Raw genomic sequence first — 11,778 nt, 5'->3', positions numbered from 1 at the left:
TATTTCGAGGTCAGGATGTTATCCTGACCTCGTTTTGTTTTGTCGGTACATCCAGTGGTACATCAGTTGGTACATCAATCAATCCTACGAACCAACTTCACATCTAATTCTTCTTGCAATCATATACGCAAGCATCTGCGTTACGCGAGCGGCAGCCTATGGCCACCTATGGTAGTAGTCGCGCCGGATCTCATCATCCGTCGGCTCGATGCAGGCCAGCCGATAAGCGGCGGCCACCATGGCAACGAGCAGCGCGACCTTGGCGGCTACGCAGAGCATCAATGCCTCCTAAGCCTTGGAGAGCGTGAGCTGCACCATGTCCAGCGGGCTGTCGGCGTCCTTGCCGGCGCCACCGTCCTCGTCGTCGTGCTCCCACTTGCCCCAGCCCGGCTCGCCGCCGAGCCAGTGCACGCGATACTCGGCCTTGTAGTAGCCTGTCGCAGAGGGGTCGGGCGTGTCGTAGTACACCACGATGCCCACGACGGGGCTGTCGGTGTTGCCCGATTCGTTGGTAGTTTCGGAGCCGTCGGCGCGGATGATCCTGTACCAGCCGGCAGGGCCGAGGCCGTCAAACTGCATGTCGTAGATCCAGTGACCGGCGACGCCCGCGTAATCGTCCCCGCAAGAGCAATCGCAGCGAAGCCCGGTGAGCCACGAAAGCCAGCCGTCCTCGCGCGTCCAAACCCGGTAGCGGGGCATCGGCAGGTTCACCGGCGCGACGGCGTTGTGATCGCCGCTCCACTCCGTGTCATCGGGCGGCAGCAGGATGTAGTCCCAACCGTACGACGGCGTGTAGGCCGGGCCTACGCTCACCTCGTTGCCAGTCTGGTCGCCTTGGCAGCACCCTTGCACGCCTCCGTGCTCGTCAATGTGCGCGCCGCCCAAGCGCCCCCAGTCAACGAACGCCTCCACGTGGTGCGTCACGTTAAGTGCGATGCTGGCGGGCGGGCAGTCGTACAGGTTGCCGTCGAACCTCGCGGCCTTGAACCCTGCGGCTTGGAAGTGGTTGAGCATGGTGCCGGTGTAGCGCGTCCCGCTGGCCGGAACATCGTAACCAGCCGCGCGAGCGGCCATGTACATGAGGGACGAGCAATCGCAATCAGGCCCCCAGCGGTTCGCTTGGCTGTAGCCGTGGGAATCGTCGTTGCACCATTCGACAACGAAATCAACGAACTTCTGTTTGTTTCCCATCACGCCTCCTTCTGCTGCGCGTCCTGGGCAGGCGCGAGGGCTGCCTGCACGGTCGCCTTGTCGGTAGAGGTTGCCGTAACCTGCTTGGTCGTATAGGTCATATTGCTCGCGGCGCTCTTGCCGTCAACGTAGGCCTCGGCTGCCGCGTAGATAGCAGCCGAGAGCATGGTGCAGACCAGCCCCGTGGTCACCAGCGCAGTGTTGTCGGTGGCGATGCCGGCGATGCTTCCGCCGATGGACGCCAGGGCGGCCGCGACAGCCACCCAGAACTTGCGGCTCTTCAACTTGTACATATCGTCATTCCTTACCTTCGTTTTCCTCCGACTCTAGGTCGGCTATGATCGAGTGCTTGCCCTTGATGCTTCCCGGCACTTTGCGCCCCTTGGCGATGCGGTAGAGGCTGAACGTGACCACCTCACCGGCGCACACGGCCGTCGCGAAAGTCCAGAAACCGGGTGCGAACTGCTCGAAGCCGTGCACGATGAGCCAGACGTTTGCGCCGCACACCGCGACGATGAGCGCGAAGATGAAGAGCAATATGAGGTCGAACTTGCTCATACCCCTCCTATCTGTTGATGAGGTACTCCTGTATCTCGTCATGCGTCTCCACCATCTGGTCGACGTGGTTGCCGTGGATGGCATGGCTTAGAAGCTGCATGTCGGCCTTCAGGAGCAGGTTCACCCCGCTCGCCACCTCGTTGATGCGCTTGTTGTCGTTGTCGAGCATCCGCGAGTGCGCTTCCAGCGTGTCCGCCGTGTCGGCCGATGGCTTGCGCATTTTCTGGATGACGGCCCATGCAGAGCCGACCGCCGTGATCGCCGCGCAGATTCCCATGAAAACGCCGAACGCTACGACGAGATCCTTCAGTGCGTCCAAATCATCACCTCCTTTCGGGGCTGTTTGAAGTCTATGCAACGTGTGAGATCGTCCAGAATCCCACGCTCGCCTACGCTCGATCTCCCGCGAAAACGCGTGGGATTCTGCGAGAGGAAAGAGGTCAGAAATGAAGCTGGGAACCTACTACGAGGAGACCTACGTGCTGCGCTACCTGTCTCTGTCGCCGACCACGGTGCAGGGGTACGAGAGCAGCTACCACCTCCACGTCGAGCCGCAGTGGGCCGATTGGGAAATGCACGAGATAAGAGTTAGGCACATCAACACGTGGCTTGCGACCGCCTTTGTTGACAATCCGGGAGGCGCCGAGAAAGCATACAAGGTGCTGCGTCAGATACTCCGCTCGGCTATGGCTGACGAGTGTTATCCCGATGACGTGGTGGATCCCACTACGCGCGGCGTGCGGTTGCCGAAAAAGCCATGGAGGGGCGAACCGCAGCATCTCACACCTAAGGAAGTCAAGAAGCTGCTGCTAGGCGTGCAGGGCTGGGAGTACGAGCCGGTCGTTGTGTGCGGCGTTTGGATGGGCCTTAGGCGTTGCGAAGCGTGCGGCCTGCAATGGGGCGACATCAACCTCAAGACCGGCCTGGTGCACATCCGCCGGGGTCTTCAATACATTAAGGGGCAAGTCGTAGAAACCGGCGTCAAAACACACCGATCAATGCGCCCACACATGCTGCCGCGCACCGGCGTGATGCGCATGCGCGAGATTAAGCGCGAGCGCCGCGCTAGGCCCACCGACTGGATTATGGGCGTAGAGTTCGGGGCGGACGTTAACCCCGACCGCTACGCCCGCCGCCTGCGGGCGTACTGCAAGCGAGAGGAGCTGGCGTGCGTGGCACCGAAGTATTTCCGTCACACATTTTCAACCAACCATGATCGCGCTGGCACCAAGGACGAATATATCCAGAAGATGATGGGCCACGAGGAGTTCCAGACGACTTACCGCTATATGAGCCTCGACGAGGACGTGCTGCGCGAGGCTCAACGCGCTCACGAGCGGTTGATTCTTCGTGCGTAGCATTCGGTAGCCCCCGTCGATCTAGGGGGCCACTGGAGCATGCTGCAACTGCCCGACAACTGCGCAATCTTCACTTTTTGGGACTCGTTTACGCTGCTCAAAGCGGGCGAAAATATAAAGACCATCGAATTGCCGAGACGGGTCGGGTCGTGTCTTTATGCCGGGATTGCCAGGCGCACGGGAGGTTGGTCAGCTAAGGACGCCTATATCAACAAGACAACCTACGATTCCGTAGAGCTCGTTGCATGGCCCGACGCAGAGTCATCAATCGGCCTCCACTTCGACTACCAGCTTGTCTGGATTGGCAAGCTGTCGTAACGGGCCACGGCTAGTACACGGCCACCACGCTACCGAATCACACGTAGAGGACATGCAGCGTCATGGAGACGTTCTGGTCGACGCCCGCGCGCACATCCACGCCGTCGGCACCCCAGTCGGATACGACGATGCGGTCCGAGTACTCTTGGCACACATACGACGGTACGACGGCGACCACGCGCGAGACGTCGACCGGCCACGCGACGGGCACCGTCACAACAACCGTCGAGGACGTGCGGAAGTTGTCAAGCACGACCTTCGCGGCCTTCACGACGGCCTGGGCTACCGAATCCCACGCGTCGTTCGCGGCGGCGATTCCGTCCTCCATATGGTTGAGCCTGTCGGCCGTCAGGGTGGTTCCGCCAGACACCAAGTCACGCCAGATTTGCTTAAGGTAACTCATGCTATCTCCTCCTTGATCGCCGCGCGCTCCTCGTCGGTGAGCTTGGTGTAGGACGCCAGCACGGCGTCCACCTCCTCGCCCCTCGCGACCCGGATGGCCGCGGCCTTAGCGATGATGGTCAGCTGGATCTTCGTCATTGCCTCACGCCCCTATCACGTCCGCGAGCACGAGCACGATCTCGCTGGTGGTCTCCTCGACCGACCCGAGCCGTGCGGGCGCGCACGCCATGAACTCCTCGCGCTCGGCCGCCTTGCGCGCCTCCTCGGCCGCGCGCTCCTCGGCCTCCTTGCGCGCCTGCTCCTGCGCAATCCTCTCGGCCTCCATGGCGGCCAGCTCGTCGGGGGTGTAGGGCACGTAGCGCAGCACGTCCTCGTACTCGTCCCACGCGTCCTTAGGCGGGGAGTACTCGCGCTCCACGATGGTGTTGACGATCTTGCCGCCGTTCGGCGCAACGTACACAGGGTTGTCGTAGTCGAACACCTCCACGCGCCGGCGCTCCGGCTCGGCCTCGTGGTGGGCGATCAGCAGCCTGTCGGCCACGAGCCTGCCCAGTGACTCGTCGGGGCTCTCGATTTCCAGCCCGTCCCCATCGATGATCCTCATATAGCCCTCCTAGGCGACTCTCTTGTAGATTTTTATTCCCATGAACAGATAGGTTTCCGTTACCAGCGTCCACGTTCCGCCGAACTCCGCCGCGGGGTTTCGCGACGAGTCGTAGGTGAGGAACGCCACCCCCGGCGGATACATGTCGAGCGGCGCGAGGTACTGCGCCGGCGACACGACGCACTTCCATACCGTGATGCCGAGGAACAGGTAGGTGTCCGTCCTCTTCGTCCACGTGCCGCCGAAGAACGCCGCGGGGTTGAACGCGGGGTCCCACGCGAGGCACACGGCGCCGGCCGGGTACCCGTTGGGCATGACCGTGTTCCCGCCCGAGAGCGTGGCCCACACGGGAGCCCCAGACCCTGCGCTCACGAGGTACTGCCCCGCCCCGCCGGCGGATGCCGGCGCGTACCATGCGGGGTTCTCCGCCGCCGCGCCGTTGAGCGTGTGGACGTGCTTGCGCGCGAAGGTCGCCTTGATGTCGGCCCACAGCTCGGCCATGCGGTTGCTCCCTACGAACCCGCCCATCAGACAAGGATCGCGGCGAGCTCGGAGGCGGTCATCTCCTGCATGTTGTTCTGCACCACGTCGAAGTGCGCCGCCGAGTAGGCGGAGCCCTTGTCGGCGTTGCAGAAGATCATGTCGCCTTCCTCGCACGCCTCGCCCACGTAGGTGCCGGCCTTCTTGACCACCCAGTACCAGCCCTGCTTGTAGGCTGCGTTGGAGATGTCCGTGTTGGCGGACACGGCGCCCTTGTAGACCGCGTGCCCCATCGAGGCAGCAGCGATGGCCTGCGATATGGTGGTGTCAAGGCCGTCGAGCTTCTTCTTGTCGGCGGCCGGCATGAGGCCGTTTGCGCTCTGCGTCGCCACGGAATAGGTCGTGTTGGTGTCCTGGGCCGGGATGCCGAGGGCCGTGATGTCGGCCTTCGTGACCGACGTCACGGCCGTCACGTGGCCGTTCGCGTTGACCGTGATCTTGTAGAGCCCCGAGCCATGGGCGGCGAACGACGGGTGCGTGTAGTTGTTGGCGTTCGTGGCCACGCCGTTGAGCTTTGACTTGTCGGCGGCGCTCATGACACCGGGGGTCGACGTGGTGGCGTCCGGGATGGTCGCCTGCGAGAGTATGACAGGCGTGTCGGCCAGGTTCTCCAGGCTTATGGTGGCGCCCGACACCTTGATCCTCGCGCCGAACGTCGCCTTGATCTTGCCCCACAGCTCCGTTGCCCTGTTCTTTCCGACGAATGACATCAATACCTCCTAGAGCGATTCGATGAACGATGCAGGTAGCTCCTCAACCGACAGCACGTCTCCTTCGAGCGTGAGCCCGCCTCCGAGCCTCGCGCCTCCCTTGGCCTCGGGCGACATGGTAGGCAGCTCGTAGGCGACCGATTGCGAGAGCTCGTGTTCGAGGCGGGCGGCGTCCTTGGCGGCGAAGGCGACGCAGTTCGCGCCGTCCGCCACGTAGCACACCGTGTCGCCCACCTCGCAGTAGACGTAGGTCGAGGCGTACACCGTGCCGCCGGCCTTGGCGGCGATGACGAGGGTCGAGCCCTCGATCCCCACCACCTCGCCGAAGCGCAGGCGGAAGGACGATCCCTCGTCCTTGCCCACCAACGGCAGTATGTCGTCGAGCATCAGCTTCACAAATACCTCCTCGCCCTCACGTCCATGGCCATGGTCCTAAGATCGACCTCCAGCGACTGCACCGTGTACACCCCGTCGGCAGAGCCCTTGCGCACGGTCACCGGGCCGAAGAGCCGAAGCGGGGCGAAGGCGCAGCGCACCCTCACCGCCTCCAGGCGCGAGCGCTCCTCGGAAAGAAGGGAGGCGACCTTGGCCTGCAGCACGTCCTGCGACTCGATGTCGTTCAGCCGCTCGACGCGGCACACCTCTCCGCGCGCAACGGTTGACGTGGGGTCGGCCGGGCTGTCGTTGACGGCGACCGCGCGCATCACCTCATCGTCGGGGCCGTCCACCACGCCTATGACCACGTTGCAGATGCCGGCCCAGTCTCGCTCCACCGCGCTCTCGTCCTCGATGGTCGAGCGCGGCCCCGGTGCGAGCTCGACGGGCGCCCAGGAGGGCGTCGGGGCGGAGCGGCGCAGCACCACGCGCCCCAGCTCGTCGGTGTCGGCCGAGAGGTACCCCGCGCCGTTCAAGAGGTCGTTCACAATGTCTAACTTCGAAAAATCCTCAGGGAAGTACGTCTTGCTCGTCCGCACGGGATGGGACTCGTCAGGGCGGTAGGCGAGCGCGAGCCCGACGCTTCCCAGCACGTCGGACACGGCGTCGAGCGCGTCGGTCCCAGCCCTCACGGAGTAGGGCTGCCAGTACCGGGCGTCGGCGGCGATCTTGGCAAGGCCGTACGCTTCGATGTCGCAGCTCGACAGGCCGCCACGCTCGCCCGTCACGCCATAGAAGCACTTGAGGGTCGCGAGCGGTATCTCCTCTCGCTCCCGCCCGTCATCGAACTCGCACGACAGGCGCACCACGTCACCGGAGGAGATGTCTCCTCCGTTGTGCGTCCATCTGGCCTGCGCCTTGACGGAGGCCGAGGCAGAGAGCGACAGCGTGCCGCCATCCGACGTCCAGGGGATGTCGGCGATGGGGAACAGGCCCGGAAACGACAGCCTGCGCAGCACGATGCGCTTTCGCGCCGATGCGAAGTCCACCCGATCACCCCCTCTGCACGCCCGGGTACAGGTCCGGGCCGGGGTATACGTCCGGGCCTGGGTAGAGCATCCGGTCCACGTACACCGGCGAGTCGTAGAGCAGCCCGTAGGGGCTGCCGTCCACCACCGTCATGGACAGCTCGACCTCGCCGGCGAGCGCCTTGCCCCTCGCTCTCGCCCAACGTACGGAGTCAACGACCACCCGCCATATGCCGCCCTTGCCCGAGCGGTACACCGCCTCGATGCCGCGCAGATCGTCCTGCAGCTCGCCGAGGTCCAAGGGCTCCATGGCGACGGCCGAGGCCGATATCGACACGTCCGTCGCCACGAAGGCCCGCACGGGGTTCGCCCGGCCAGCGTAGCGCACCATCTCCGAGTCGCCGGCCATGGAGGCCGACTCCTCCGGGTTGTAGCGCAGCTCCAGGCGCTTGCGCTCCCCTCCCGCTATGTAGTCGAGGTAGGAGCAGGGGAAGCGGCCGATCTGCACCGGCACCTCGTCAGCCCTGCCGATGCGCCCGCTCCCGAGCGTCACGGCGCAGTAGCGCGAAGCGGCGTCGGGCAGGTCGAACATGAGCGAGCCCGTCTTGGTCCAAGCCGCCCTCTCGCCCCCGCCCTTCCCGATGGCGAACAGCTCGAACGGGGCGCTCGACTCGACCAGAAGGCGCCCGTCGCCCACCGAGGCAGACACCTCCGGCGCCTCCACCGACCCGTCGATCGCCACGTCGAAGTCGAGCGTTGCGGAAGCGCCGGAGGTGGACTCGACGCGCAGGGTGCATTGCAACCTCTCCAGCGTCCCGCCGAAGTCAGCGGCGAAACCTATCTCCTCGCCCGTCAGCTCGATCATCGGCTCGGACGAGTACCCCGCCAAGGTGACGTCGCCCATGAGCCGCGAGCCCCTGATCGACAGCTCGTAGCGGCACTGCCACCAGCCGGGGTAGTCGCCGTAGTCCCAGGCGATTATGTGCGGGAAGCCGGTTATGACCCCCGACTCCTCGACGAGAGACACCTCGGGGGGTCCGCAGGTGGCCGCGTCGTAGCGCGCCTCCGACCACTCCCCCGCCTCGCACGTGGAGGCCACGAGGGTCAGCCTGCCGCCAACCTCCCAACCCGGATCGAGCTGCTGGATGTCGGCGAGGCGGACGGTGCCGGAGAACCCCTCCCCGTCAACCTCGGCCGAGGAGGCGGCGCACGATGCGGATGCCGTGCGCACGCCCACCGTGCACGCCTCCATGGGCGCGCCGGTGCCCGAGTTGTAGCGAGCCTCGATCACCAACGCCCCGGCGCGGAACACCGCCACGGGCACGGGCGCCAGAAGCGTAGGCTGCACTATGCCACCCCCTTCGCTCGCTTGAGGTAGTCGATGACCGTCTTAACGGCGCGCTCGATATCGGGCTCGCCGGTCACGTCGATCCCCTCGATGGTGTAGTAGTTATTGATTACTCGTCCATCAACCTTGTCGTAGGCCCGTGCGGCGCGAACCATACCGAGATCGGGCGTTTGCGCGGCGCGCATCTCGGCGGCCGAGCCCCCGGCCATCTCCTTTGCTATCCCGCCCATCACGTCGGAGGCCGCCGCAACCGCGACGGCCTTCCTTCCCGCCATGCCAGCCCCGAGCCCCTCGACGATGGCGCGGCCGGAGTAGAGCGACCAGCCGCGTCCGGAGAACGGCCCCTCCTTCGCCGGCGAGTGCGGCAGGAAGCCCGCGATTGCTCCCATGACGTTGCCGATGGCGTCTCCCGCAGCGTCGATCATGCCCGTGATGCCGTCGATCAGGCCCTGTACAATGGATCGGCCGGCGTCGGTGAGCCACGACCCGGCGTTGACGAAGAAGCCCTGTATCTTCCCAGGAAGAGAGCCCACCGCGTCGAGGACGGACCCGACAGCCGAGCTTACCGTCGACACGATGTTGCCGAACGCGTTCTGCGCTGCGCTGAAGGCGGAGTTCACCGCGCCGGTGACCGTGGATACGATCGAGTTGAACACCCTTGCGACCGTGGAGAAGAGCCCGCTCGCATACGCGCCGATGGCGTTGGCCACCGAGCCGACCACGCCGAGGGCGGCGTTGAACCCCTGCGAAACCACGTTGACGACCGTGGCGATCGTCGAGCTTATGAAGGACCCGATGGTGCCGAACACCGACAGGACCACTGATGCGACGCCCGACACCGCCGCCACGACCTGGGCGACCACCGAGGCGACCACCGAGGCGATGTTGACCACCACGGTTACGATGCTGCCGACGGCCGACACTACCGCAGTCGCTATCGATACGATAATCGAGATGACCGACGTGAGAACCGGCAGGACTACCTGCACCGCGCTCATGACCACGTTGGCCACCGCCATGACAGCCGGCATCACCGCCGTCACGAAGTTCATGACGGCTTGGACTATGCTCGTGACCACGGGGAGCAGGGAGCCCACCAAGCTCGCGACCAGGGGGTCGAGCGCGGAGACGAGCTGCCCGACGAATCCCGCCACTTGCGCGATGATCGGCGCCATCTGCTGCATCCACGATGCGAGAACCGGCAGGACGGAGGAGGCGATGTTCGTCGCCGCTGCCACGACCTGCTGCACGACCGGGAACATCGCCTCGATTGCCGACTGCACGCCGGGGAGCACGCCGGCTACAACGCCTCCGAGGGTCTGCCCGAGCGCCGACAGAATCGGCGACAGGCTTGCCCCTACCGTCTGCGCGAGCTGCTGGAGGTCGCCGCCGAAGTTCCTCACGAGGGATCCGACAACGCCCAAGGGCGACGTGAGCGAGAACAACGTCGACGCCACCGAGGCGAGCACGCCGACGTCGACGCTGCCCGAAAGCGCGGACACGAAGCGCTGCACGCCCTCGACGAGCCCCGACAGCACGGGCGCCGCCACGCTGGCCACGGCTGCGAACGTGGCGCCGAGGCCATCAAGAAACGACCTCACCGCGGGAAACCTAGCCGCAAGCCCGTCAACGAACCGACTCGCAACGTCCCGCACGGTGTCAAACGCGCTTACCGCCACGAGCTTGAAGCCCTCGAGCGGGGTCGATCCTGATCTCCAGAGCGACGCGAAGCCGGCCATGCGCGATTCCACGTCGCCCACGGCGTCCGACCATGCGGCGGCCATGCCGCCCAGCACGGGGCCGACCGTCGAGGAAACGGCGGAAAACGCCGCCGCTGCGGCATTCACGACGGTCCCCACCGCAGGGAAGCGATCCGCAAGCCCGCTCACGAACTTCGCCGCCACGTCGCGGACGGTGTTGAGCGCGTTCACGGCCACCAGCTTGAAGCTCTCGAGGAGCGTGCCTCCCGAGTTCCAGAGCCGGGCGAACCCGGCGAACCGCGATTCCATGTCGCCCACGGCATCGGTCCACGCCTCGGAAACGCCCGACATGACCGGCGTCAGCCTCGTCGACACGGCCTCCGCAGCCTCGCGGAACTTCGGCGCCATCGTCGATACGGCGCCCTTGACGAGCCCGACCGCCGACACGACGGCGTTGCCCGCCCCGCCCACGGCCTTGCCGATGCCGTTGATGGCGCCTGCTATGCCCGACGCCCCGATGGCCTGGATGACGTTGGCCACGGAGCGCGTGACGGCCGTCTTGACGTTGGTCCAGGCGGTGCCGATGCCGCCCGTGGCGTCCTTGGCCTGCTGGGCGAAGCTTGCGAATCCCTCCGCGCCCTCCTTGTCGAGGCGGACGATGGCGTCGTTGAACTCGTCCATCGACACCGTGCCGTCCTTGAGGGCCTCGTACAGGTCCATCGAGTTCTTGCCCGCTCCGAGGAGCGCCTGCGACACCTGGTTGAGCTGCCCAGGCATGGCCGTCTGGATCGAGCGCCATGCCTGGAGGTCGACCTTGCCGACGGCGAGGATCTGCGAGTACTGTTCCATGGCGTATCCCTGCAGCTCCGCCGACTTGCCGCCTGCGAGCAGCGCGTCGTTGAACGCGAGCGCTATGTCGGTCGCCCGCTCGATCGACCCCGTCACCGGGGCGATGTTCTGCACCATGCCCGCCATGGCGTCGAGCGACGTCGGCAGGCCCGTGAGCCGGTCGCTCATGAGCTGGATGCTCGACGCGGCCGACTCCGACGAGTAGCCCAGGTTCTGCATGACGCGCGGGAAGTTGTTCATCTGGTCCACGCGGGACACGGCGCCCCCGATGGAGCTCGCTATGGTGTTCACAGCCTTCTGCGTGACCGCTACCGCGGCGCCTACGATCGCGCCGGACTTGAGGAACCCGCCGCCGAAGGCCGACGCGGCGCCCGCGCCCGCCTTGGACGACAGGGCTCCCGTATTGGAGTAGGCCTTGCCGAGCATCCCCTCGACGGACTTGGTGAGCTTGCCGCCGCCCCCGAACGTGGGGATGAGCGTGAGGTAGGCGTGCCCGATCTCAGCCATGTGGCACCTCCTTCGGTTTCCTTGCCCGTCTCTCGAAGAGCGCCTTGTCGAGCCGCCTGCGCTCGACGTCGGCGGCCGCCTTCGGCCTGGCCTGCTGCGGGCGCGGGACGGCGCCCGGCTTCTGCACGCCCTTGGCGCCCATCATCGCGGCCAGCTCGTAGCGCATGAGAGCCAAGTGGTCGACGGCGAGCGCCGCAAGGTACTCGCCGCTCCCCCACGCCCGTGACTGATCCTCGGCGCGCGCCGTCCGCGACGACCCCGGCAGCTGCGCCGCCAGGCAGGCGGCATGC

The 11,778-nt window shown here is 65.6% G+C and carries 17 protein-coding genes; 2 read left to right on the top strand and 15 right to left on the bottom strand.

Annotated features, from left to right (window positions below; translation table 11 throughout):
* Positions 1-156: 156 nt before the first annotated feature.
* Genes GPA_RS20415 through GPA_RS10750 form a run of 5 tightly spaced genes read right to left on the bottom strand, consistent with a single transcriptional unit; the run spans position 157 to position 2,068 of the window.
* The gene (locus tag GPA_RS20415) at positions 157-279 is read right to left on the bottom strand and encodes a hypothetical protein (RefSeq protein ID WP_015539884.1); all 123 of its coding nucleotides are present in this window, start codon (positions 277-279) and stop codon (positions 157-159) included.
* Between the two features lie 9 nt (positions 280-288).
* Positions 289-1,191: a hypothetical protein gene (locus tag GPA_RS10765; RefSeq protein ID WP_015539883.1), complete on the bottom strand. Its 903-nt coding sequence runs from the start codon at positions 1,189-1,191 to the stop codon at positions 289-291.
* Entirely contained in the window at positions 1,191-1,484 is a 294-nt protein-coding gene (locus GPA_RS10760) for a hypothetical protein (RefSeq protein ID WP_015539882.1), read from the bottom strand. Before GPA_RS10760 ends, GPA_RS10765 begins: the two co-directional genes overlap by 1 nt.
* Positions 1,485-1,488: 4 nt before the next feature.
* Entirely contained in the window at positions 1,489-1,749 is a 261-nt protein-coding gene (locus GPA_RS10755) for a hypothetical protein (RefSeq protein ID WP_015539881.1), read from the bottom strand.
* Between the two features lie 7 nt (positions 1,750-1,756).
* Positions 1,757-2,068 carry a hypothetical protein gene (locus GPA_RS10750; RefSeq protein WP_041239488.1) on the bottom strand — a complete coding sequence of 104 codons (312 nt, stop codon included), beginning with the start codon at positions 2,066-2,068 and terminating at the stop codon, positions 1,757-1,759.
* Between the two features lie 127 nt (positions 2,069-2,195).
* Here GPA_RS10750 and GPA_RS10745 point away from each other — a divergent pair, with 127 nt between their 5' ends.
* Together GPA_RS10745 and GPA_RS10740 are read left to right on the top strand one after the other, a co-directional pair.
* On the top strand, positions 2,196-3,107 hold the full coding sequence (locus GPA_RS10745; RefSeq protein WP_015539880.1) for a tyrosine-type recombinase/integrase: 912 nt from the start codon (positions 2,196-2,198) through the stop codon (positions 3,105-3,107).
* A 39-nt stretch (positions 3,108-3,146) separates the two neighbouring features.
* Positions 3,147-3,425 carry a hypothetical protein gene (locus GPA_RS10740; protein ID WP_015539879.1) on the top strand — a complete coding sequence of 93 codons (279 nt, stop codon included), beginning with the start codon at positions 3,147-3,149 and terminating at the stop codon, positions 3,423-3,425.
* Positions 3,426-3,462: 37 nt separating this feature from the next.
* Here GPA_RS10740 and GPA_RS10735 read toward each other — a convergent pair whose 3' ends face one another.
* The 10 genes from GPA_RS10735 to GPA_RS20200 form a co-directional block, all read right to left on the bottom strand.
* Positions 3,463-3,828 carry a hypothetical protein gene (locus GPA_RS10735; RefSeq protein WP_041239487.1) on the bottom strand — a complete coding sequence of 122 codons (366 nt, stop codon included), beginning with the start codon at positions 3,826-3,828 and terminating at the stop codon, positions 3,463-3,465.
* Positions 3,825-3,965: a hypothetical protein gene (locus GPA_RS18240; RefSeq protein WP_015539877.1), complete on the bottom strand. Its 141-nt coding sequence runs from the start codon at positions 3,963-3,965 to the stop codon at positions 3,825-3,827. The genes GPA_RS10735 and GPA_RS18240 overlap by 4 nt, the downstream gene beginning before the upstream one ends.
* A gap of 4 nt (positions 3,966-3,969) precedes the next feature.
* Positions 3,970-4,431: a hypothetical protein gene (locus GPA_RS10730; RefSeq protein WP_015539876.1), complete on the bottom strand. Its 462-nt coding sequence runs from the start codon at positions 4,429-4,431 to the stop codon at positions 3,970-3,972.
* A 9-nt stretch (positions 4,432-4,440) separates the two neighbouring features.
* Positions 4,441-4,932 carry a hypothetical protein gene (locus GPA_RS10725; protein ID WP_041239486.1) on the bottom strand — a complete coding sequence of 164 codons (492 nt, stop codon included), beginning with the start codon at positions 4,930-4,932 and terminating at the stop codon, positions 4,441-4,443.
* A 26-nt stretch (positions 4,933-4,958) separates the two neighbouring features.
* Entirely contained in the window at positions 4,959-5,681 is a 723-nt protein-coding gene (locus GPA_RS10720; protein WP_015539874.1) for a hypothetical protein, read from the bottom strand.
* A gap of 9 nt (positions 5,682-5,690) precedes the next feature.
* On the bottom strand, positions 5,691-6,077 hold the full coding sequence (locus GPA_RS10715) for a hypothetical protein (protein ID WP_041239485.1): 387 nt from the start codon (positions 6,075-6,077) through the stop codon (positions 5,691-5,693).
* A complete protein-coding gene (locus GPA_RS10710; RefSeq protein ID WP_041239484.1) occupies positions 6,074-7,105 on the bottom strand; it encodes a hypothetical protein in 1,032 nt (343 codons plus the stop codon). The genes GPA_RS10715 and GPA_RS10710 overlap by 4 nt, the downstream gene beginning before the upstream one ends.
* Positions 7,106-7,109: 4 nt before the next feature.
* Positions 7,110-8,432, bottom strand: coding sequence for a hypothetical protein (locus GPA_RS10705; RefSeq protein WP_041239483.1), 1,323 nt, complete (start codon positions 8,430-8,432; stop codon positions 7,110-7,112).
* Positions 8,432-11,488 (bottom strand): tape measure protein, encoded by a 3,057-nt coding sequence (locus tag GPA_RS10700; RefSeq protein ID WP_015539873.1) that lies wholly within the window; start codon positions 11,486-11,488, stop codon positions 8,432-8,434. The genes GPA_RS10705 and GPA_RS10700 overlap by 1 nt, the downstream gene beginning before the upstream one ends.
* Positions 11,481-11,778 (bottom strand): hypothetical protein (locus GPA_RS20200; protein ID WP_231847631.1); only part of this gene is annotated, 298 nt, incomplete at its 5' end. The genes GPA_RS10700 and GPA_RS20200, both read right to left, overlap by 8 nt.

The sequence above is a fragment of the Gordonibacter pamelaeae 7-10-1-b genome (assembly GCF_000210055.1).
GTDB lineage: Bacteria > Actinomycetota > Coriobacteriia > Coriobacteriales > Eggerthellaceae > Gordonibacter > Gordonibacter pamelaeae.
The sequence above is the reverse complement of the archived record's forward strand: the minus strand, read 5'-3'. Positions and strand labels throughout refer to the sequence as shown.